Source organism: Spirosoma gilvum, from assembly GCF_054776815.1.
On record NZ_BAAHBH010000010.1, the window covers coordinates 135,146 to 155,482 of the forward strand.

18 protein-coding genes and 1 tRNA gene are annotated in these 20,337 nt (G+C 45.8%); 9 read left to right on the top strand and 10 right to left on the bottom strand.

What is annotated here, in order from left to right; all coding sequences use genetic code 11:
• Positions 1–43 precede the first annotated feature (43 nt).
• Positions 44–1,654, top strand: coding sequence for a SulP family inorganic anion transporter (locus tag ACYVFD_RS24765; protein ID WP_461093193.1), 1,611 nt, complete (start codon positions 44–46; stop codon positions 1,652–1,654).
• Between the two features lie 178 nt (positions 1,655–1,832).
• A complete protein-coding gene (locus ACYVFD_RS24770) occupies positions 1,833–3,221 on the top strand; it encodes a glycoside hydrolase family 30 protein (protein WP_461093194.1) in 1,389 nt (462 codons plus the stop codon).
• A 265-nt stretch (positions 3,222–3,486) separates the two neighbouring features.
• Here ACYVFD_RS24770 and ACYVFD_RS24775 read toward each other — a convergent pair whose 3' ends face one another.
• Together ACYVFD_RS24775 and ACYVFD_RS24780 are read right to left on the bottom strand one after the other, a co-directional pair.
• Positions 3,487–4,068 carry a cupin gene (locus ACYVFD_RS24775; RefSeq protein WP_461093195.1) on the bottom strand — a complete coding sequence of 194 codons (582 nt, stop codon included), beginning with the start codon at positions 4,066–4,068 and terminating at the stop codon, positions 3,487–3,489.
• Between the two features lie 27 nt (positions 4,069–4,095).
• Positions 4,096–4,998: an oxygenase MpaB family protein gene (locus ACYVFD_RS24780; protein ID WP_461093196.1), complete on the bottom strand. Its 903-nt coding sequence runs from the start codon at positions 4,996–4,998 to the stop codon at positions 4,096–4,098.
• 165 nt (positions 4,999–5,163) lie between these two features.
• Between ACYVFD_RS24780 and ACYVFD_RS24785 the strand changes: the two genes are divergently transcribed.
• Together ACYVFD_RS24785 and ACYVFD_RS24790 are read left to right on the top strand one after the other, a co-directional pair.
• Positions 5,164–5,361: a hypothetical protein gene (locus ACYVFD_RS24785; RefSeq protein ID WP_461093197.1), complete on the top strand. Its 198-nt coding sequence runs from the start codon at positions 5,164–5,166 to the stop codon at positions 5,359–5,361.
• Between the two features lie 37 nt (positions 5,362–5,398).
• Entirely contained in the window at positions 5,399–6,535 is a 1,137-nt protein-coding gene (locus ACYVFD_RS24790; RefSeq protein WP_461093198.1) for a redoxin domain-containing protein, read from the top strand.
• Positions 6,536–6,744: 209 nt separating this feature from the next.
• On the opposite strand, the gene ACYVFD_RS24795 is transcribed toward ACYVFD_RS24790, so the two are convergent.
• Together ACYVFD_RS24795 and ACYVFD_RS24800 are read right to left on the bottom strand one after the other, a co-directional pair.
• Positions 6,745–8,088, bottom strand: a complete 1,344-nt coding sequence (locus ACYVFD_RS24795) for a Gfo/Idh/MocA family protein (RefSeq protein WP_461093199.1) — start codon at positions 8,086–8,088, stop codon at positions 6,745–6,747.
• A 198-nt stretch (positions 8,089–8,286) separates the two neighbouring features.
• Entirely contained in the window at positions 8,287–8,661 is a 375-nt protein-coding gene (locus ACYVFD_RS24800; RefSeq protein WP_461093200.1) for a hypothetical protein, read from the bottom strand.
• Positions 8,662–8,764: 103 nt separating this feature from the next.
• Between ACYVFD_RS24800 and ACYVFD_RS24805 the strand changes: the two genes are divergently transcribed.
• A complete protein-coding gene (locus ACYVFD_RS24805) occupies positions 8,765–9,949 on the top strand; it encodes an alpha/beta fold hydrolase (protein WP_461093201.1) in 1,185 nt (394 codons plus the stop codon).
• A 1-nt stretch (position 9,950) separates the two neighbouring features.
• Here the strand turns inward: ACYVFD_RS24805 and ACYVFD_RS24810 are convergent, their stop codons facing one another.
• Together ACYVFD_RS24810 and ACYVFD_RS24815 are read right to left on the bottom strand one after the other, a co-directional pair.
• Entirely contained in the window at positions 9,951–11,501 is a 1,551-nt protein-coding gene (locus ACYVFD_RS24810; RefSeq protein WP_461093202.1) for an FAD-dependent monooxygenase, read from the bottom strand.
• Between the two features lie 162 nt (positions 11,502–11,663).
• Positions 11,664–12,476 (bottom strand): helix-turn-helix domain-containing protein, encoded by an 813-nt coding sequence (locus ACYVFD_RS24815; protein WP_461093203.1) that lies wholly within the window; start codon positions 12,474–12,476, stop codon positions 11,664–11,666.
• A gap of 241 nt (positions 12,477–12,717) precedes the next feature.
• Between ACYVFD_RS24815 and ACYVFD_RS24820 the strand changes: the two genes are divergently transcribed.
• The 3 genes from ACYVFD_RS24820 to ACYVFD_RS24830 all read left to right on the top strand — a co-directional run bounded on the left by ACYVFD_RS24820 (position 12,718) and on the right by ACYVFD_RS24830 (position 15,452).
• On the top strand, positions 12,718–12,906 hold the full coding sequence (locus tag ACYVFD_RS24820; RefSeq protein ID WP_461093204.1) for a hypothetical protein: 189 nt from the start codon (positions 12,718–12,720) through the stop codon (positions 12,904–12,906).
• An 871-nt stretch (positions 12,907–13,777) separates the two neighbouring features.
• Complete coding sequence (locus ACYVFD_RS24825; protein ID WP_461093205.1) at positions 13,778–14,851, top strand: ATP-grasp domain-containing protein; 1,074 nt, start codon at positions 13,778–13,780, stop codon at positions 14,849–14,851.
• A gap of 298 nt (positions 14,852–15,149) precedes the next feature.
• Positions 15,150–15,452 (top strand): hypothetical protein, encoded by a 303-nt coding sequence (locus ACYVFD_RS24830; protein WP_461093206.1) that lies wholly within the window; start codon positions 15,150–15,152, stop codon positions 15,450–15,452.
• A 216-nt stretch (positions 15,453–15,668) separates the two neighbouring features.
• On the opposite strand, the gene ACYVFD_RS24835 is transcribed toward ACYVFD_RS24830, so the two are convergent.
• Complete coding sequence (locus ACYVFD_RS24835) at positions 15,669–16,262, bottom strand: hypothetical protein (RefSeq protein ID WP_461093207.1); 594 nt, start codon at positions 16,260–16,262, stop codon at positions 15,669–15,671.
• Positions 16,263–16,836: 574 nt separating this feature from the next.
• On the bottom strand, positions 16,837–17,199 hold the full coding sequence (locus ACYVFD_RS24840; RefSeq protein WP_461093208.1) for a hypothetical protein: 363 nt from the start codon (positions 17,197–17,199) through the stop codon (positions 16,837–16,839).
• Between the two features lie 60 nt (positions 17,200–17,259).
• Between ACYVFD_RS24840 and ACYVFD_RS24845 the strand changes: the two genes are divergently transcribed.
• Positions 17,260–18,744 carry an IS1182 family transposase gene (locus ACYVFD_RS24845; protein ID WP_461093209.1) on the top strand — a complete coding sequence of 495 codons (1,485 nt, stop codon included), beginning with the start codon at positions 17,260–17,262 and terminating at the stop codon, positions 18,742–18,744.
• A 67-nt stretch (positions 18,745–18,811) separates the two neighbouring features.
• On the opposite strand, the gene ACYVFD_RS24850 is transcribed toward ACYVFD_RS24845, so the two are convergent.
• Positions 18,812–18,886, bottom strand: a tRNA-Val gene (locus ACYVFD_RS24850).
• Between the two features lie 107 nt (positions 18,887–18,993).
• A complete protein-coding gene (locus tag ACYVFD_RS24855) occupies positions 18,994–20,307 on the bottom strand; it encodes an MFS transporter (protein WP_461093210.1) in 1,314 nt (437 codons plus the stop codon).
• Positions 20,308–20,337 lie beyond the last annotated feature (30 nt).

Here is a 20,337-nt window from a genome sequence, read left to right on the forward strand (position 1 = left end):
TGCTTAAGCATCGCTACAGATACACTGATTATTCCAACCTTTTATGCAACGCATAAGCCCCTTTCAAACATTGACTCAGTATAAGTCAGCTTATTTACGTCACGATCTGCCTTCGGGTCTATCAGTATTTCTGGTCGCTTTGCCCTTATGTTTAGGGATTGCACTGGCTTCGGGGGCTCCCTTATTTTCAGGTTTGGTAGCGGGCATGGTTGGTGGGATCGTCATTGGATTTTTATCGGGGTCTGAAGTTAGCGTAAGCGGCCCAGCAGCAGGGCTGGCGGTCATTGTTGCCGATGCCATTGCAAAAATAGGCTCTTACGAGGCTTTTTTGGTAGCTGTCGTGTTGGCTGGGGCTATTCAATTTGTGCTCGGCCTGATCAAAGCGGGTCGATTTAGTAGTTTTTTTCCCGACAGTGTCATTAAAGGTATGCTCGTAGCCATCGGGATCGTCATTATCCTCAAACAGATTCCACATGCGCTGGGCCGGGATAACGATTACGAAGGTGAGTTTGAATTTCAGCAATTGGCCGATGGTGAAAACACGATTTCGGAAATTTATCGGGCTATCGTTACCGCGAGTCCCGGCGCAGTAGTCATTAGCCTGATTTCGTTAACGTTTCTGATCGTCTGGGATAAACTGGTGGGGAAAAGCAGCCGGACGATGCTGAAAAATTTTCCATCGCCGTTATTAGTGGTCTGTGGAGGAGTGGCCCTGAATGAATTTTTTCGGATTGCTATTCCAGCCTGGTATCTGGGCGATACAGCCCATCAGCATATGGTGCAAATACCGACGATCAAATCCGGTCAGAGTCTGTTCTCCATTTTCGATTTCCCCGACTTCTCCATTTTAACGAATCCGCAGGTTTACGGGATTGCGGCCACTATTGCGCTCGTAGCCAGTCTGGAAACGCTACTAAACCTCGAAGCATCGGACCGGCTCGATGCTGCCAAACGCATTTCCTCGCCCGATCAGGAACTACTGGCGCAGGGCGTTGGGAACATGCTGTCGGGCTTGATTGGCGGGTTGCCGGTCACGTCGGTAGTTGTTCGTACGTCTGCCAATATATACGGAGGGGCCAAAACCCGAATGTCGGCGATTCTGCACGGCTTGTTTTTGTTGGTAGCCGTATTTCTGGGCGGTGCCTTGCTCAACCTGATTCCGCTGTCGTGCCTGGCGGCTGTGCTGATTATGGTCGGTTATAAATTGGCAAAACCGGCCATTTTTCAGAAAGTATACCGTGACGGATGGAGTCAGTTTGTGCCCTTTATCGTGACCGTAGTAGGCATTATTTTCACGGATCTGCTCATTGGTATCGCGCTGGGTTCGGTGGTAGGTATTCTGTTTGTTCTGTATACGAATGTACACACCAGCTTTCGGGTGGATCGCGACGGGCGAAAAGTGACCATCGAGTTTGAGAAAGATTTATACTTCCTCAGTAAACCGCAGTTGAAAGAAGCCCTGGGCACCTTACAATCGGGCGATGAGGTGGTTATCGACGGAACCAATGCACCGTTTATTGACCACGATATTTTCAATATGCTCCATGATTATAGCGAAATCGCTAAAGTACAGGGTATCCACTACGAGCTTCGAAATGTCGTGCTGAACCGTCGGAAGCGTCGGCGAAGGGGAAGTTTGGTTAGTCAGAAATAAGTACATCACTGAGGGATGGACATAAGCAGCTTGGACCGTTTTAGTGCTCTTTTGAGACTCCAATGGGTAAGTTTTGGTCAAAATTCGTTTACTTACCGACTGTAACCGGACGATTGGACGAGACCCGGCTGCGCCTAGTTTCATGTATTTTCAGCTAAAAGCCCCGGTTTTCTTTTTAATGAGTTTCCTGCTCTCATTGGGCAGTAGTTACGGGCAAAGCGTATCACGTCAACCCAGTAAAGCAGGTTCGGTCGAATTCTGGCTGACCGATCCCGGTAAGTCGGTTCTTTTTGTAAAACAGCCATCTCTAAGCCATGGGAAGGCTAAAAAAACAGGATCGACAATTCATGTTGATCCTGCTCAGACGTTCCAGACTATCGATGGCTTCGGGTACACACTTACCGGAGGGAGTGCTATGCTGATCCATCGGATGGAGGCCAGTGCTCGAGCAGCGTTGTTAAATGACTTATTTTCAACGGCCGGGAAGGGGATTGGAACGAGTTATTTGCGGGTCAGTATTGGTGCGTCTGACCTTGACGATCATGTGTTTTCGTACGATGACCTGCCTGATGGACAGACCGACCCAACGCTGGCCAAGTTTAGTCTGGCTCCTGATCGGGAACACTTAATTCCGATACTCAAACAAATTCTGGTCATTAATCCCACTATAAAGATTCTCGGTTCTCCCTGGTCGCCACCTACCTGGATGAAAACCAATGGCAACTCGAAAGGAGGCAGCCTGAAAACCGATTATTATGATACCTATGCCCGCTATTTTGTCAAATACATTCAGGGAATGGCAAAAGAAGGGATTCGAATTGATGCCATAACGATCCAGAATGAGCCCTTACATCCGGGCAATAATCCGAGTTTGTTGATGCTTCCAGCCGAGCAGGCTATTTTCATCAAGAAAAGCCTGGGACCAGCTTTTAAGGCAGCTAAAATCAAAACAAAAATCATTCTGTACGATCACAACGCCGACCGACCCGATTACCCAATAACGGTACTGAATGATGCCGACGCCCGAAAATACATCGATGGGTCAGCCTTTCACTTGTATGCCGGCCCAATCAGCGCCTTGTCGGAGGTGCATAAGGCCCATCCCGATAAGAATCTTTATTTCACTGAACAATGGATTGGAGCACCGGGTAATTTGAAAGGCGATCTGGTCTGGCATGTACGTGAACTGATCATTGGGGGCACCCGCAACTGGTGCCGGACGGTTTTGCAGTGGAACCTCGCGGCCGATCCGAAACAGAATCCGCATACACCGGGTGGGTGTACGGAATGCCTGGGAGCGTTGACCATCGACGGTAATAAAGTGACGCGAAATCCGGCGTATTACAATGTAGCCGTAGCGGCAAAATTTGTCCGGCCCGGCTCTGTTCGAATCGCATCGGATGAGGTAAAGTCACTGCCCAATGTAGCCTTCAAAACCCCAGATGGACGTACCGTGCTGATTGTGCTCAACGACAGTTCATCGAGCCAGTCATTTACGGTTGAATCGGGGGATGGTCAGTTTAGTTCGAGTTTATCGGGCGGGGCAGTCGGGACCTACGTGTGGTAAGGCAAAAAAGAAAGCCAGACGACCTAAGTCACCTGGCTTTTGGGTTTCGCTGTTGATGGGATACTAAAATTAATTTCCTATCGTAAGCGAAAGACAACTATATAACTGTAGAGGTTGAAAGGTTGTTTGAAAATTTTTCAATTATTTTTTACTAATAGAACGCAGATTTTTATGATGAGTATGATTGGTTATGATCTTAAACGTATTTCACGACAGAAGGCTTTGAAAATCTGTGATAATCATAACCATCATAAAAATCACCGTTCTATCCGTTCCAGATTTTTGTCAAACCAGCGTCTTTGCCTAGCAGCGGGTCGGTTGTTGGTATAGGAACAGCCGCAATATTTTTATCGACTTGCGGACGTTCGCCAGGTAGTCCTTTATTAATATCCCAGCTTCGCCCATCCGGGTAAGCACCGACGATACCCAGTTGAGAGCTTTCCAGATTCTTATGCCCAACACCCGCCGGAATCACCAGAATATCGCCTGCCTCAACTTGAACTTTTTGCCCTTGTTCGCCACCCAAATGCAAGAGGGCACTGCCCAAATAAACGCCCAAAACCTCATGCGAGGTACTATGAAAGTGATGGAACGAATACACCCCGTTTCGCCACGAATTAGTCCAGTTGTTGCTGGCGAACCGTTTTTCGAGCCACTCGGCTCCCGCATTACCGCGTTCAGTGAATGCATGTCGGTAGACCAGCAGTGGGAATTTGCTGTTGGGAATTTTGCCGTCGTCGGTAAATAAGAACATTTCAGGTTGCATGACTAGCCGGTCGTCAGGTTGAGCCAAAGACAATTGTACAGACGCTAAGCCCAATACTGACAGAAATGTTTGACGATTCATCGAATGATTGCGCTTTGGACTAAAAATCTACGATGGTACATTAGGCTTGTCAATCAGATGGGTCGGTCCTACGGCCTCAATGTCTGGTGGACCAGCGGGATAATACCGAAACGAAGTATTCGAAATCAGGGTAGGATAGGGCTTAAACGTGACCCAGCGCAGTGGCCATTTCCGAAGGCCTAAAGCCCCTTTCACCAATCCCGTGAACCAACCGGGTGGGCGTTTGTAGCCGAAGGCTAACCGCAGATTGTCTGAGATCAGGGCGGCAAATGTGGGTTGCACCAGTCCGTGCAAGAAGCCTGGAAACCAGCCCTGTACAATCTTAACTGTGGCATCGGCAATTTTTTGATTGCTTTCTGTATACCGAAAATGTCGGGCTTCGTACTCTTCCGTAAATTTCTGTAAATCAGTCAGGTTACTGGGCAGGCCGGTTAAGTTCATCCGTCGGCCCACTTCACGGAAAAAGTGAAATAGGGCCAGCTCTTCCGATGGGGTTAACTTCCGCCAGCCGTAGTTGTTGATCCAGTCAATAGGGTAGAAGATAAACGTGGCCAGCACAAATAGATACTCAGTGTTGTCGATTCGGTAATGGCCGTGAATTTTATTCATGTGCGCAATGGCCCGCTGCCCTTTCTCGCTGTCGTAGCCCGATTGCAGAAATTCGGCGATCAATAAACTGGTATCATCGTAACGTTTTTGGCCGTGATGTTCAAACTCACCCGTTCGGGCCAGCAAGCCCGATACCCTGGGACTGGCGTAGGTATGAAACAAGGCTAGTTCGAGCGCACGGGTCATATCGAACGGAAATTCATAGGCCGTCAGCAAATGAACGATACGCTGATGATCGCGGACCGGATCGAGCATTTGTAACTCCTGCTGAACTGCCGGGTTGCGGAACAGACCAAGTCGTTTTTTATAGGTTAGAGGCATACAGGCGGAATGTCGAATCGGGCTTCTCTCAACGAAAGATAGGCACTATCTGGAAACTTATTGATTAAAAAGTTATGGAGAAAGATGGTGCGTAAGTAATTCCTAAAAAAACGGGTCTTATGAAGATCAAACAGATTCTCGTTCACTCATTAACCAGCTCTGCGGATGAACCCGTTTATCTTTTTGCAAAAAACGCCCGATGCCACGGAGGGCACAAACTACATGGTAAATGTCGAACACATTATTAAAGTTGATACGGTGGCTGGGGCAGGCTGTAAGATTCTGACAACCAGTGGTGAGTTTTACTGTAGTGAATCCTTTGATGATGTGTGTGCGAAGATAAAACAGGTATTTGACAAGTAATGAATGAAGGAAGCCAACCCTCTTATCCTGAAACCTTATGAAATCATTAATTCACTCATTTCCGCTACGAATACTTCTCTTTGCCGGGCTATTACTGGCTGTTGCTAGTCCTGGTTTTGCCGATGGAGATGGCCCGCCGACACTTGAAATAGGAGCCTCAGCACCTGACTTTAGCCTGCCAGGTGTTGACGGGAAAACGTACACATTGAAAAGCTTCGCCAGTGCGAAAGTGCTGGTTATCGTTTTTACGTGCAATCATTGCCCGACAGCTCAGGCGTATGAAGACCGGATCATAGCCCTGACGACGGATTACAAAGGGAAAGGTGTATCGGTGGTAGCTATTTCGCCCAACTATCCGGCGGCTGTATCACTGGACGAAATGGGCTATACCGACATGGGCGATAGTTTTGACGAGATGAAACTTCGGAGCAAGGACAAAAAATATAATTTTCCATACCTGTTCGATGGCGAGACCGAAAAAATATCACGGCTGTACGGCCCTGTGGCTACACCCCATGCGTATGTATTTGATGCGCAGCGGAAACTTCAGTACACCGGTCGCTTAGATGGCTCTGAAAAGCCCGGTTCGGCCAATGCGGAGGATATTCGGGCGGCACTGGACGCTATTTTGGCGGGTAAGCCGGTGGCTGTAGCCAAAACCAAAACGTTCGGCTGTTCGATAAAATGGATGGAAAAGAGCGACTGGGCCAAAAAAGCACCAACTGTTTGGGCAAAAGAACCCGTTGAGCTAAGCCTGATCAGTGAGGATAGCCTGAAACTGCTGCTGGCAAACAAAACCGACAAAGTACGGCTCATCAATGTGTGGGCAACCTGGTGCGGTCCCTGTATCACGGAAATGCCCGAGTTTGTGAACATGAACCGGATGTACCGCAACCGGGAGTTTGAGTTCATCACCCTCAGCGCCGATGTGCCCGACAAAAAAGATAAAGCCCTGGCGACGCTGAAACGGCTACAGGCATCCAGCAAAAATTACCTCTTCAACTCTACTGACAAATACAAGCTCATCGAAACGCTTGATCCCCAATGGCAAGGTGCTTTACCCTACACACTGCTCATTGAACCGGGTGGAAAAGTGGTCTATCGGCATCAGGGTAGTATCGACCCCGCCGAAATGAAGAAAAAGATTGTTGAAAAAATTGGCCGATATTATTAGGTAACGTGGCCGGGCAGACGCATCCTGTCTGCATAGCTATGAAACCTGTTTTAAACTTTAAAATTGATTTCTAATAGGTATGTTTTGTCATCCCGAGGAACGAGGGATCTTCGGGTGGGCCAATTGAATAGCCAATCATCGAAGATCCCTCGTTCCTCGGGATGACAAAAAACGCTACTAAACAGCTTCGTTTCTTAACTATAGCCGCGTTACACGACTGGTAATTTCCAGCCGTTGTGGTAATGCGCGTTCAGGAGAGCATTGGCCTGCGTATCGTTTTTGAAGCCTTTAGTGCTGGTGTCCCAATATACTTTACGGCCCGTTTTGTAGGCGATGTTGCCCATGTGCGCGTTAATAGCCGCAATACTACCCGTTTCGATGCCGCATTTCAACATACCCGGATTGTTGGCTTTGATGGCCTGCACGAAGTTTTTGGTGTGTTCGTTGAGGTAATCGCCATTGCGGACCTGGTTGGGAATATCTTCCACTTTATAGACTTTGATACCGTTTTTTGTTTCGGTCTCAGGGAGTAGTTCCCAGCCGTCGCGGTTGAGTACCAGTGTGGCATTGTTACCTATAAAGGCAATACCTTCCGTTCGGCCGTAGTTTCCGCCATCGATGCCGGTAGCATGTTCCCAGAGCATGTTGAACCCCTCGTACTCGTACACCGCCTGTAAGGTATCGGGTGTTTCGGACGCATCGTCGGGGTAGGCGAGTTTGCCGCCGGAAGCCATAACCGATTTGGGCGCTTTGGCATTCATGGCATACAACGCAATGTCGATTTCGTGAACACCCCAGTCGGTCATCAGGCCACCGGCATAATCCCAGAACCAGCGGAAATTAAAGTGAAACCGGTTCGGATTGAACGGACGTTTGGGTGCCGGCCCCAACCACATATCGTAATCGACACCGGCCGGAGGGGCGCTATCGGGTCGTACGGGCACCGGATTCATCCAGCCCTGATACGCCCATACTTTCACCAATCGGATGTTGCCCAACTTTCCTGAGCGAATGTACTCGATCGCTTTGGCATAGTGCGAACCACTCCGTTGCCATTGACCGACCTGTACTAGTTTGTTGGATTTACGAGCCGCTGACAGCATCAGGTTACACTCTTCAATGCTATTGGCCAGTGGTTTTTCGCAATACACATGTTTACCAGCCGATACCGAGTCGATCATGGCCATGCAGTGCCAGTGGTCGGGCGTACCGATAATCACGGCATCGATGTCTTTGTTCTCCAGCATTTTCCGATAGTCTTTGAACAATTGCGGACGTTTATGCTGCATTGTTTCGACATCGGCTGCCCGTTTATCCAACACACTCTGATCTACATCGGCAATGGCTACACATTCCACATCACTCTGAAGAAGATGGGAACGTAGATCCGACCAGCCCATGCCATTACAGCCGATTACGCCAATCCGTAGTTTATCGCTGGGAGCAACCCGGTGGCGCTGGCTGGCAATAGCTTCAACCGATGGAAGGCTTATCAGACCCGCACCTGTAGCTGCGGCTGAGTTTCGTAAAAAATTACGGCGTGTCGTTTTCATGTATTAGTCAGGATTTAAGAACGTATCGATTAGATGATCTATACTGCTAAAAGCAATTGGAAACGCATACCTAACCATATACAGGTAAAGTGCCCGTTCTGGATGAATCCTGTCTTGTGTAAATGAAGGTTATATTAGTGTCAGGGTGTTCCGAATACGGTTATCTGACAAGTATCAGCCAAAACTATTGACGGTAAATCATAGTGGTTTTACTAGTGTATTTTCCGATTTTAGCGCTTGCCAGGTCCATAGAGCGCCCAATAAATCAACGCTGCCAATTACGACCAGTATTGGGGAGGTAAACTGTAAAAGTACAAACACTGAAAAGGTAAGAAAAACCAGTATCCGAGTCGGAATGGTAAATTTGTAAAACAAGGAAAGCCCGTGGTGGGCGGTCTGGTGATAATAGTAGCCAAGGCAAATGGCTAACAACCCAACCACCCGAATCCAGACATCAGACGTCTCACCTAATTGGGTGATTTTCAAAAAAAGATCGGGCGTTAACAAGAGCGTTGTTCCTACTGCATACAGGTAGAAACCAAAATAAAGGATTGACTTTTGTGCGTTCGACATACTTGTAAATCGTTAAAAACTAATAGGTTAAAGCTAGGCCGTCGGAGATGATGAGCAACTATGTGAATCGGATAAAAAACTATGCGTTCAGGAGTTTTTCGTAATGCAGGCACCTATCACAAAATATGTAGATTCGAAAGGAGTTCACATCGCCTATCAGGTTGCTGGTAACGGTCCTGTGGATTTACTATTGATTCTGGGGTGGGTGTCCAATATAGAAGAAGCCTGGCAGGTTCCGGAAATGGCGGCCTGGCTGCATCAACTGTCTTCATTTTGTCGGCTGATTTTATTCGACAAGCGAGGGACTGGGCTTTCAGATCGGGTCAATGATCAACAGTTGCCTGGCCTTTCCGAACGAATCGAGGACCTGAACGCCATTCTAAAAGCTTGCCATTGCACAACGGTTAACATAATCGGAATTTCGGAGGGGGTTCCCATGGCGATTTTGTTTGCTGCCACCTATCCCGAACGGGTTGAAAAACTCGTGTTGTTTGGGGGGTATGCCCGCTGGATTGCTGATTCGACCTATCCGTGGGGGCTGACGCGCCAACAACATGCCCGGATGATGGAGGTGTTTGAAAAATACTGGGGAGAACCACTGGGTATTCAGCAGATGGCCCCCAGTCTAGCCAAAAATCCTGATGCTCAGTTGATGTGGGCGAGGTACCTAAGGCGTAGTGCGAGTCCGGGTACGGCCGTTAATTTGTACCGGATGAATATCGAAATCGACGTTCGGCAGGAGCTTGCGCAGGTAAAAACGCCCACACTGGTCATGAACCGAAAGGGGGATAAACTGATTTCTGCTGACCATAGCGCCTATCTGTTTAACCACATTCCCGATGCACGACATATTGAACTGGAAGGCGACGATCACCTGCCTTTTCATGGCGACACTCAGCCTGTTTTGATGGCTATAGAGTCATTTTTGGCTGGTAACCAGGTTGTTTCAGTCGCCAGTAAGTCCAAAGGAAACCATACAGCCCTTATTTTTCGCATTAAAAACTATATTGATTTACATTACAGCCAGCCCATTACGCTTGCCTTTCTGACAAAGCAATTTGGTATCAATGAGTACGATTTAAAAACCGAGTTTAAACGCCTGGTAGGCCAACCCGTCATTGCCTATCTTAAAGACGTCCGTTTTCAGATTGCGTGTCAGATGTTGAAAGAGACCAGAGAGTCGATCGATTCCATTGCCGAACAGGTGGGGTATCAGCATACGAATAATTTTTCAGCTTCTTTCAAGAAAGAATTTGGACTATCGCCCTTGGCGTGGCGAAATAAGTAGATCAGGAATTCCAATCGATGACGCCTGAATCGTAAACAAACCAGCGACTGATTGACTTTCGGAGTTCTTGGAGATCTGGTTCATTGTCAGCAGCCCAGGCAACAATCCCATCAGGGCGTATTAGTAGCGCACTCAGGCCCAATTGCTCTTTAACCCGGCCCGACCTATACTTCAGTTGGGTACTGTACTCACTCGCCAGCATTTTAAGGGAATCATTTCCCTCAAAATCAAGCAGAATGCCCAGACCATCGCGCATAAGGTCGCCAATCTTAGTGCCGTCTTCAAATTCAAAGTTGGGAACGCTGCGGCCGACCAGCGGGTGATTGCCACCAAGATGATATTGTGTGTTGACACCCCATACCCGTCCTGCCATGTAAGTGGCACCATCGCGCGTGGTCAAAAGGTCTCGGAAAATGACGTTGAGGGCGCGGGCATCAGGAGTTGGTTTCATGATAGCAACCTGAGCGCGTGACCAATCCAGAACCTGGGCTCCAATCGGGTGCCGTTCGAGATAATAACTGTCCAGTAAGCCTTCAGGGGCTTTGTTATGGATGGTTGCCGCGAGTTTCCAGCCGAGGTTCATGGCATCATTAAGACCAAGGTTAAGTCCCTGCCCTCCCAACGGCGAGTGAATGTGGGCGGCATCGCCAGCTAACAATACCCGTCCGTTGCGGTAGGTTGTTGCCTGCCGTGCCCGGTCAGTCCAGGTCGTTGCTGCATGAAGAGCAGTGATTGTAACATCGGTGCCCGAAACCCGACGGAGCACCTCCTGGACATGTTCAAGCGTGACTGGCTTTCCTGAATCATGAAAGGCTCCACCATCAAACTCCTGGATCATTACATAACCCGGTTGCGATTGCAGATACATGCCTGTCGCTGTCGTGTTTCGACCCGGTTTTAGTTTCTCCGGGTCGGCCATGTCGACCTGGGTCGAGTAACCGGTAAATTCCGGCTCCGTACCGGCGAAGTCAAAGCCGCCTGTTTTGCGGACAATGCTACGGCTTCCATCGCAACCGATCAGCCATTTGCTCCGAAATGATTGGTCTTCTGACCGAACCGTTACTTCATCTTCGGTTTGATGGAAACCCGTAATAGCAAGGCCGCGTTTAATTTCGACACCCAGGGCTGCTGCCCGTCGGGCCAGAACCAGTTCAAGTTCCTCCATTTCTGAGATTAAACTGGTTTCGGGCGAGCCTGGCAGTCGATACGGCCATTGAAAAGTATCAATATCACCGTCATGAAATGGAATACCGGCGAAATGCCCTACCTGCCGACGGGCTCCTTGTCCGGCATGCTGGTGAGGGTTTTTAAGGCGTTTATGTAATTCGAGCTCTTGTAATAGCCCACGGCGATAAAGCGCTTCAATGGTAGGCGCCGAGAGGCCACGGATGCCAAAAGGAAGGCGCTTTAACGATGAGTGCGGGTTCTCCGCTTTTTCCAGTATCAGAACCGAACAGTTGGCAAGAGCCAGTTCGCAGGCAAGGAAAAGACCAACTGGCCCTGCACCGGAAATGATAACATCGTGACTAGATTGATTTTGTGCGTGTTTCATGCTGTCAAATGTCTCTTCGATAGAGAGTGATTGAAGCACAAAATTCTGGAATGCCTTTCGCTCAGGCTTGTACAAACGCGACAAAATGAGACTACTCGCTGAACTGTGGCACGGCTGATACAGGAGCCTGATTGTCAACTATGGAATCAGCCGTGCCACAGTTCAGCGAGTAGTCTCGACAAAAGCTGCCATAGCCTGTTTTCCCTTCTTAGCTTCTCGCGCGAATGCTCCGGGGGTGATGCCGCTATACCGCTTGAATTCACGGCTTAGATGAGATTGATCGGTGTAGCCCAGTTCATGCGCTAAACCGGCCAGGTTAGCATTTGGATCAAGCCACAATTGGTTGCGTACCTGCTCAAAACGCATCAGACCGGAAACATCTTTGACCGCATAGCCAGACGATTGTTTGAACTTCCGTTCCAATGTACGAACTGTCGCATGAGCCGCTTCGGCTACCTGACTTACGGGCAGCTTACCGTTTGCCGCTCTCATAGCCGCTCCCGCTTTTAACAGCATACAGTCAGTGGAAATTTTCGTCCTGGCATTCAGGAAATACTGCGTTACCTGAACCAGTGCTTCTTCTCGTTTACCCGCCTGAATACACTCCGCCAATGTGGGTTGAAGTAGAGCAATGGGATGCTTAAAAATGCGTACGCCATCGTTACCTGCCGGTAATCGGAGTAAATCGAAAACCGTCCAGGGAAAGCAGCGGACAGCCATGATTTCTAAACGGCCTTTTGCGTAAAAAACAGCAGGCTGATTAAGCAATCCTACCATAAATGGTGATGGTAGGAGCTGTAAGCTTCCATGTTGAGAAATACTGCAGCCGCTTCCGAAATAAAAAATGATTTCAGCGTAGCCATCCGGTACTACCTCAAAACTTGTTTGATTATCGCCGAAGTCTCTATTGTTATACCAGAAGCACTTTATGGTATCCCGTAGTTCTTCGGGAGGTTCAAATTCCAGGTGTTGCATGTTGAAAGATAGTGTATTTTAGTAACACCGATCAAATTCAAAAGAGGCATTCCAGTGCTAAAACTGGATAATGCTTCTTGCGTAGGAAGCTATAAAATCAAATCAGTAGTTCAGAGAGTGCATTTTAAACGGTGGCACGGCTGATACAAGCGTCTGATTATCAACTATGGAATCAGCCGTGCTACCGTTCGGCGAGCAGTCTCGTAATTCATATTGGTGCTGACATGCGGGATGCCCAATCATGATGTATGATATGGCCATTGGCTTTGTATTGGCCGGATTACAGGAAGAACATCCAGATTGGTATGCAACACAGGCAAGTCAACCTCGACGAAGAAGCCGATTGGTCAACAAGGTTCGGGTTTCGGTCGATGCGATGGTAGCCGAAATGAGTAGCGAGTATTATGATGAGCCCAAAGAAGAAGAGTAAGCGTCATAGACTAATCCGTTAATAGATAGGTCTACTTATCGGTAAAAGCATTTCATCGATTCGGGACAGACTCATTCAAATACTGAAATCATTGCTTCGTCCCACACCTGTATACTTAAGCTATCAAGTATTGCAGTCGTGGTAGCAGGATTCGTATAGCAAGTGTACGCTTCTGGGGATAGCCTAAGCGTTGCGTCAATCCAATCGGCCTCATTACCCGTTAAGACTCCGTCTGCAACTGTGGTAAAGCCCTTTCCGGTGTTTTGGAAATGGGAAACGAACACATTACCCGGGACAATAATAGAGTGGAACATCGTAAAGTCGTTTAATTCGACAGGCGCTCGTTAATTAGCTCCTTATTTAACCATGTAACTAACTGATGTATAGCTTGGTTAAATCTTTTTCTGCTCAAAGGACGATAATTTTTTAAGCGGTCTAAATGCCGAATTGATAAGCTCAAGAACCAGTTATGATCGTAGCCGATTTTTTCGTGTTCAGCATATCAAGCTTTTCTGAAATTTCGCCCTTGAAACCAAAATTTTGGTAGATTAGCTAGGCTTTGTTGCATGGCTCCTGATCTACCGAAAAAAGATTGAACTTAGCACCGTCGAAGGGTAAGGTACCGAAAACAAGTAAGCGATTTAGCCTCAATAGGCTGTTTAAATTACCTTTTATCGGGCTTTGATCAGGACAAAACACACCTTCAAAGAGCTATGCAGCAAAACCTTCACTGGATATAACTAAGTAACCACTGGCGAGACAGGGATATCTAGTATGTAAACTTGTCCCTTTGGTGATTGGTAAATCCGTTTTATTTGTGTGCAAATAATAATTATGTTAGTACAATTTAGTCTTTTTTAACTTTTTCACGATGCAATCCAATAAATCTATTTTATTAATTGGTTATGACGTTAATTTATGTTTAGGAATGGTCTATTGTCTTAAATCGTTTCATCATAACTTTTATTTACTCACCTCGAATAGAAAGAACGCTGCTAAATTTTCTAAGTTCATTAGAAAAACCTATTACTATACTAGTTATGATCATTTAGATGATCAGATTATCGATATTATAAAGACGCACAAGATTGATTTAATTATGCCTTATGACGAGCTGGAAGGCAGATGGATAAGAGAAAATATGGAATTACTAAGTAAATATTCTACTTGCATGTGGAGCACAGAGATTCAATATTTTGACATTGGTATCAATAAAAAACGTTTAGCAGAGTTTTTAACTGTTCATGATTTACCTTGTCCAAAATTCGCTGCTGTAACCACGGCAGAGGAATTACAGATGGAATCGTCAAAAATAGGATTTCCGTTGATAGTGAAACCGACCAGAAGTAATTTTGGTCGAGGCATTAAAAAGTTTGAAAAATGGGAAGATTTAAAAATATTCTATGATAATGATAAGGAAGTTGACAAAGAATATATTATTCAACCATTTGTCATCGGTAGTGATATTAGCTGTAACGTAATTTGTAAAAATGGTGAAGTTTTGTGTCACACTATTCAGGAGTCACCGGTGAAATATGGTTCAAATTTTTCCGATAATGATATAATCGTCTTTCACGATGATAATCAGGTTATCAGAACGGTCGCTCGCATGATGAAACTGCTCCATTGGAACGGAGTAGCCTGTGTAGACATTCGAAGAAATAACAAAGATCAATCCATTTTAATCCTAGAGATTAACGGACGTTTTTGGGCATCGATGGTTGCTTCATATATAAGAGCCGGTATCAATTTTCCGGAAATTATGGCAAGCCTTGCTTTGGGAGAAACAGTCGAATTCCCCCTTCAACGTACGGCAAACCAAATATCATTCACTCGATATTTTCAGGATAAACTACGGTTTAAGAAAGCTTCATTTAAAGACACTAAATATATCAGTTATTTGGCTGACCCTATTGCCCGACTGGCCCAATTGGTAGTACGATGATTGCTTTATGTCTTTCATTATCTTTTACAGGGCTTTCTGGCTTTGTTGCATGGCTTCTGACCTGCCTGAAAAAGCCTGAGTTCAGCACAATCGAGGGGCAAAATTGTCGAAAATAGGTAAGCGGTTTGGTCTAAATGGAATGCTGGCCTATCCTCTCATAAGACTGGGATCAGGTCAAAACGCACCTTCAAGGAGCTATGCAACAAAGCCAAGAAACGATCAAAAGACAAAACGACCAAATCTAATCATGACTTAGAGAAGTCCCCTAACCAAGTGAAAGAACTCAAACCTGATCGATTTGGCCAATTCGGGCCGGGTCGCCGGTGCGGTGAGTGACTTGATTTATATTCGGGTCGGTGTTGGCTTTGCTTATTTGTCGGTGATTATGGATGCGTATACACGTAAAATTTTGGTTGCCGGGCCGCCAGAGCGGTCCTTCCACAAAACGTTAGAAGCCAAAGAACCGGTAGCTGCTCTGGAGATGGCCTTAAAAACGCGGGTTCAATCGGATCCACCGCTTATCCACCACTCTCTTCGATTTTGCTATTCATCAGCTAAACTCGATAAACTATCAATACCCCCGAAGACTCAGAAGTATTGAATCGTAAAGCAAAGATTCGAGACAAAGTTATAGGCTCTAAGTAAGACAATTTTTAAAACAAAACATAGTGTCAGTATTTCTTATCATTAACCTCGTTTCTACTTTTCTTCCATTAACATAATTCGTAGTTATAAAACGGCTATGGGAATAATATTATTTTGTGATTTGTATCCATTTGTACTTTTAGTAGAAGTGATGGTTTAATTATAATCGAGATCAGACCGTACTTTTTATTTGTTTAAAGGGTTTTATATAGAAAGATCCTTCATAATCATCAAAGACAATCTCATAATTGTTTAAAAACATAAAATATAGAATCGTAAATTTTTGCTCACTTTCTAAAGGCATTTTTAAACGATACACTACTTCTTCTACTTTTTCAAAATAAGTCTTCAAAAGATCTCTAGTGCCTTTTTTCTGATATGCATTGACAATAAGGCTATCAAGATGAAATTTACAGCCTATGATTGCGTTTGAAGAGAAAACTCTTCTCTGATTCAAGGCATTATACATAAAATCATAATAACCGATTGATAGTGAATACTTTTTATAGGCCGCACTTAATAAACCTTTTTGAGTATAAGCAACGCGGTTACTATCAACCAATACAAATACTCCTTTAGAATCATCTGGAGCTGGTAAGAAGTGTTTTGTTGAGTCAAGAACGAGATAATTTTTAGCAGAATCAGGATGATAGAAGGTATGGATATAACCTTGGTTAAAGTATTCTTTAGCTTTTTCTTGACAACTGATTATGAGCAAAGCTAAAAGTCCGTTAAGTAGACTGAGTTTTATAATATGCCAAGTCATGATTTCTAAAAGTAAGATTCCTTATCAAAATACAATTTACATATAGAGTATAAAATGATATTATTTCCATAGCCTTTGTATAACTATGAATTATGTAAAGGGATTATTTCTAAAAAACAGTTAAGTAAATTATTTGTGCAAAACTTTCTTTGATACAACCAGAGTATTATGTCTTAATTATTACTTCGTGCCTGTTGTAAAGTTCTTAGCGTAGATTTTAAGCTGACCAGAAGTTGAATTAGTATTGATCACATAGCAGGTTAGGCCATGGACTTGAAATGTGCTAGTCAGCAAATGTAATTCTTCATCATCTCTAGTACTGTAAGCAACTTGGATCGATTCTTGAGCCATGATACCAAAGTTCAAATCAAACTTTGCTTTATAGACGTCCTGAAAGATTAGCCTACCCACTCCTGTATCACACCACTCTATTTCAAGTACGATTGAGTCATTATAGCCCGGATTACTGCGGTCGATGTGGATTGACTTAAGAGCGGAGTCATGCCAATGAAAATCGTCAAAACCCATTGAAAACTGTTGTATAAGTGCGGTGGCTGTTGCAAAAGTAAGACAACTATTTATTACCCCAATTTTCGAGCTTGATCCTAGTCACCGTGGAATCTTTTGTGTAAAGCAAAATAAGATTCTTGCCTTGCTGGGGGTCAATGTCTGAGCCATATTCTTCACTGATTTTATAATTAAGAGCCTGAATATCCTGACTGTCTGGAGCACCTAACAAATCAATGGCATCGCTAACGGGCATCCCCTTCAACTGATAATTCGAGAGCAAATCACTGACCATCTGCTCTCGATTGATATACCAAATGTCTTTTCGTTCTCGCCATCCTTGTCGGTCAAACTTCATCTGAGGTTGGCACGAGACAGCCAAATGAAAAATAAAAACAGAAAGCGTGTAGAGTTTTACTTTGATGCTCATGGGTTCTTGATAGCTCAAAGGCAAATGTAACTCATTGACGGATAGATTGGTTAGTCATCTATGCTAGGCTACCATCCATCGAACACCTCGCTGGTCAAACTCGTGCCAGCCCATCACCTCTATCAGCAACTGTTAGAAAAAGTTGACTTCAGTTTTATCAGGCCGCTATTTGAGCCTTTTTACTCTTCTATGGGAAGGCCATCGGTTGACCCCGTGGTGTTTGTTAAGTTGCTATTGGTGAGCCATTTTGAGAACATCACTTCCGATCGTAAGCTGCTGGAACTGGCTAATCTGCATCTGGGCATCCGCGCATTTTTAGGCTATGCATTAGAGCAGCCCTTGCCCTGGCATAGCACGCTTTCGCGTACCCGCCAACGCATCCCAATCTCTGTTTTTGAAATCTGCTTTAGCCACATCGTTGGCTTGTGCATTCATAAAGGGCTCGTGAGTGGCCATACCCAAGTGATCGATTCAGCATACGTCAAAGCCAATGCATCCATGAGTCGACTGAAGCCTAAAGCTACTATCTGGTCTTCTGAGGCTCATTCTAAGTTAGGTCGACCGAGTGCTCCTCGCCTAACGGCTTCGCCGGATCGTTTATACCATATCCACCGCTTGCATGGCAACATCCTTAAAGCAGCTCCTAACAAATCTGGGCAACTTCTGAGTAATCTCACTCATTATAGTCCGACTGATCTCGATGCCCGCATTGCCTTCAAAACCGGTAAGCCCCGCCAACTATCATATATGGCCAGCGTGAGCGTCGATGCTGCCCAGCATGTGATTACCCACATTGATGCAGGTTCGGCCGACCGACGCGACAGTCGTAATCTGCTACCCATTGTTGACACGACTCAGAAACGCTTGAAGCGTTTTGGTGTAGCCATGAGTAATGTAGTGGCCGACGCTGGCTATAGTTCAGGGGAAAATTATGAGTACTTAGAAGATCGAGGATTGACCGGCTATATACCCCCTCATGGCAAGTACAAGGAGGAGCGGTCAGGCTTTGCCTACGATGCCAAGAGTGATAGTTATACGTGTAGTCTAGGCAAACGATTAGCTTTTGATCGACTGGTCATTGATAAGCAGAATAACCCCAAGAAGCGCTACATGGCCAAGGCATCCGATTGTAAGAACTGTCTCATTCATGAGCAGTGCAAGGGTAAAAAAGCTAAGGAAAAGCGACTCCATCACACCTACTATAAAGCCTATTATGAGCGCATGACGAATCGGTTATCGAGCCGATTTGGCAAACGTATGATGCGGCTTCGATCAGCGACGGTTGAGCCGGTTTTGGGTAGTCTAATTGATTATTTTGGGCTTCGTCAAATCAATACAAGAAGTCGAGAAACCGCAGCTAAAGTGATGTATGTGGCAGCGATGGCCTACAATCTGAAGAAGTATATGCGCTTTACACCAGTTGAGCAAAGCAGAATAGTAATCGCCCTACCAGTACCTGATCGGTTTTATTATATACTGATCTACTTTTGCAACAGCCACTGCGTTTATGTTAGTCCAAACTCTATTCGTACAGGTGGGGCTTAGATACACTTTATATACGTTACAAACAAAAAACCTCAAATCACGCTGATTTGAGGTTTTTACGATTTAGTAGGAAGTAGCGGGCTCGAACCGCTGACCTCTGCTCTGTCAAAGCAGCGCTCTGAACCAACTGAGCTAACCTCCTGTGATACTGGAAAATGGTTATTGTATAATGAAAAATGAGGGCTGATCGGCTAACCGCATTAGTCATTGTGCATTGCACATTTTTCATTCCCATTTGGGTCTGCAAACTTACGAAACTTCTTCTGTTTCCAAACGAGCTTGATAAATTTTTTGAGAAGGAATGCGCCACAAAAGCATAAATCCAACCACAAACAACACCAGTAGGGCCAAAACACTGTTCCGCATGCTACCCGTAATCTGTTCTATCAACCCATAGACCAGCGTACCAAACACAATGGATGTTTTTTCGGTCACGTCATAAAAACTGAAGTACGAAGCAGTGTCGGTAGTCGCTGGAATGAGTTTGGAATAGGTCGACCGCGACAGCGATTGAATACCGCCCATCACCAGACCAACTACACCCGCCAGTATAAAAAACTGCGATTCGGTCTGGACGAAATAAGCCGCAGCACAAATGCCAATCCAGATCACAACAGCCGTCATAAGGGAGTAGGTGTTGCCGATTCGTTCCGAAAGACGTGAAAAGCCGTAAGCCCCCGGAATAGCCACCAACTGAATAAGCAGAATCGTAATGATCAGACTTTGGCCGGGTAATTTTAGCTCGTCGCTTCCGAAAATCGTGGCTACGTACATCACCGTCTGAACGGCCATGTTATAGACAAAAAATGAAACAAGGAAGCGTTTTGCTAACGGTAGGCCCTGTAGTTCGGTCCATACATGCCGTAATTCCTTAAAACCATTGAGCAAATAATTGCCGGTTTTTCTGGCCTTTTTCGTGCCATCGGGGAGTCGACTGAACGGGATCTGGGCGAAACTGATCCACCACACGCCAACCGTCAGAAAGGCAATCCGGGAAGCCATCGCTTCGGAAATATTGCCAAACCACTCACGCTTCAAAATCACCAGCAGGTTAACGATCATCAGGAGTACACTGCCGAGATAACCCATTGAAAAACCACGGGCGCTAACCCGGTCGTACTGGTCTTCGGTAGCAATATCGGGCAAATACGAGTTATAGAAGACGATACTGCCACTCCAGCCAATCAGGCTGAGCCAGAAGCAGATAACTGCGAATGTGGTCGTTTCCTGAACAAAGAAATACAAAAGGCTACAACTTACGGCCCCAGTATAACAGAACACTTTCATGAACGCTTTTTTTCGTCCACTGTAGTCAGCAACGGCGGTACAGATAGGGGAAAGCAGAGCCGTAAAAAGAAAGGCAGCTGAAATAGTATAGGAAAAGAGGACGGAGTTTTTGATCGAAATTCCCAGAAAATTAATCACCGGTCCACCTGTTTCGTTGAGGGCTGTTGCCGAGAAATAGACCGGGAAAATACTGGATACGATCACCAGCGAATGCACCGAATTGGCCCAGTCGTAAAACGTCCAGGCTGTGAGGATACGGGGGATGTTTTTAGGCATAAAGAGCGAAAGAGTGAATGAGTGAAAGAG

Coding starts and splice junctions, on each gene's coding strand:
- ACYVFD_RS24765 (WP_461093193.1), top strand. CDS start 44: ATGCAACGCATAAGCCCCTTTCAAACATTGACTCAGTATAAGTCAGCT.
- ACYVFD_RS24770 (WP_461093194.1), top strand. CDS start 1,833: ATGAGTTTCCTGCTCTCATTGGGCAGTAGTTACGGGCAAAGCGTATCA.
- ACYVFD_RS24775 (WP_461093195.1), bottom strand. CDS start 4,068: ATGAATCGTCAAACATTTCTGTCAGTATTGGGCTTAGCGTCTGTACAA.
- ACYVFD_RS24780 (WP_461093196.1), bottom strand. CDS start 4,998: ATGCCTCTAACCTATAAAAAACGACTTGGTCTGTTCCGCAACCCGGCA.
- ACYVFD_RS24785 (WP_461093197.1), top strand. CDS start 5,164: ATGAACCCGTTTATCTTTTTGCAAAAAACGCCCGATGCCACGGAGGGC.
- ACYVFD_RS24790 (WP_461093198.1), top strand. CDS start 5,399: ATGAAATCATTAATTCACTCATTTCCGCTACGAATACTTCTCTTTGCC.
- ACYVFD_RS24795 (WP_461093199.1), bottom strand. CDS start 8,088: ATGAAAACGACACGCCGTAATTTTTTACGAAACTCAGCCGCAGCTACA.
- ACYVFD_RS24800 (WP_461093200.1), bottom strand. CDS start 8,661: ATGTCGAACGCACAAAAGTCAATCCTTTATTTTGGTTTCTACCTGTAT.
- ACYVFD_RS24805 (WP_461093201.1), top strand. CDS start 8,765: ATGCAGGCACCTATCACAAAATATGTAGATTCGAAAGGAGTTCACATC.
- ACYVFD_RS24810 (WP_461093202.1), bottom strand. CDS start 11,501: ATGAAACACGCACAAAATCAATCTAGTCACGATGTTATCATTTCCGGT.
- ACYVFD_RS24815 (WP_461093203.1), bottom strand. CDS start 12,476: ATGCAACACCTGGAATTTGAACCTCCCGAAGAACTACGGGATACCATA.
- ACYVFD_RS24820 (WP_461093204.1), top strand. CDS start 12,718: ATGATGTATGATATGGCCATTGGCTTTGTATTGGCCGGATTACAGGAA.
- ACYVFD_RS24825 (WP_461093205.1), top strand. CDS start 13,778: ATGCAATCCAATAAATCTATTTTATTAATTGGTTATGACGTTAATTTA.
- ACYVFD_RS24835 (WP_461093207.1), bottom strand. CDS start 16,262: ATGACTTGGCATATTATAAAACTCAGTCTACTTAACGGACTTTTAGCT.
- ACYVFD_RS24840 (WP_461093208.1), bottom strand. CDS start 17,199: ATGAGCATCAAAGTAAAACTCTACACGCTTTCTGTTTTTATTTTTCAT.
- ACYVFD_RS24845 (WP_461093209.1), top strand. CDS start 17,260: ATGCTAGGCTACCATCCATCGAACACCTCGCTGGTCAAACTCGTGCCA.
- ACYVFD_RS24855 (WP_461093210.1), bottom strand. CDS start 20,307: ATGCCTAAAAACATCCCCCGTATCCTCACAGCCTGGACGTTTTACGAC.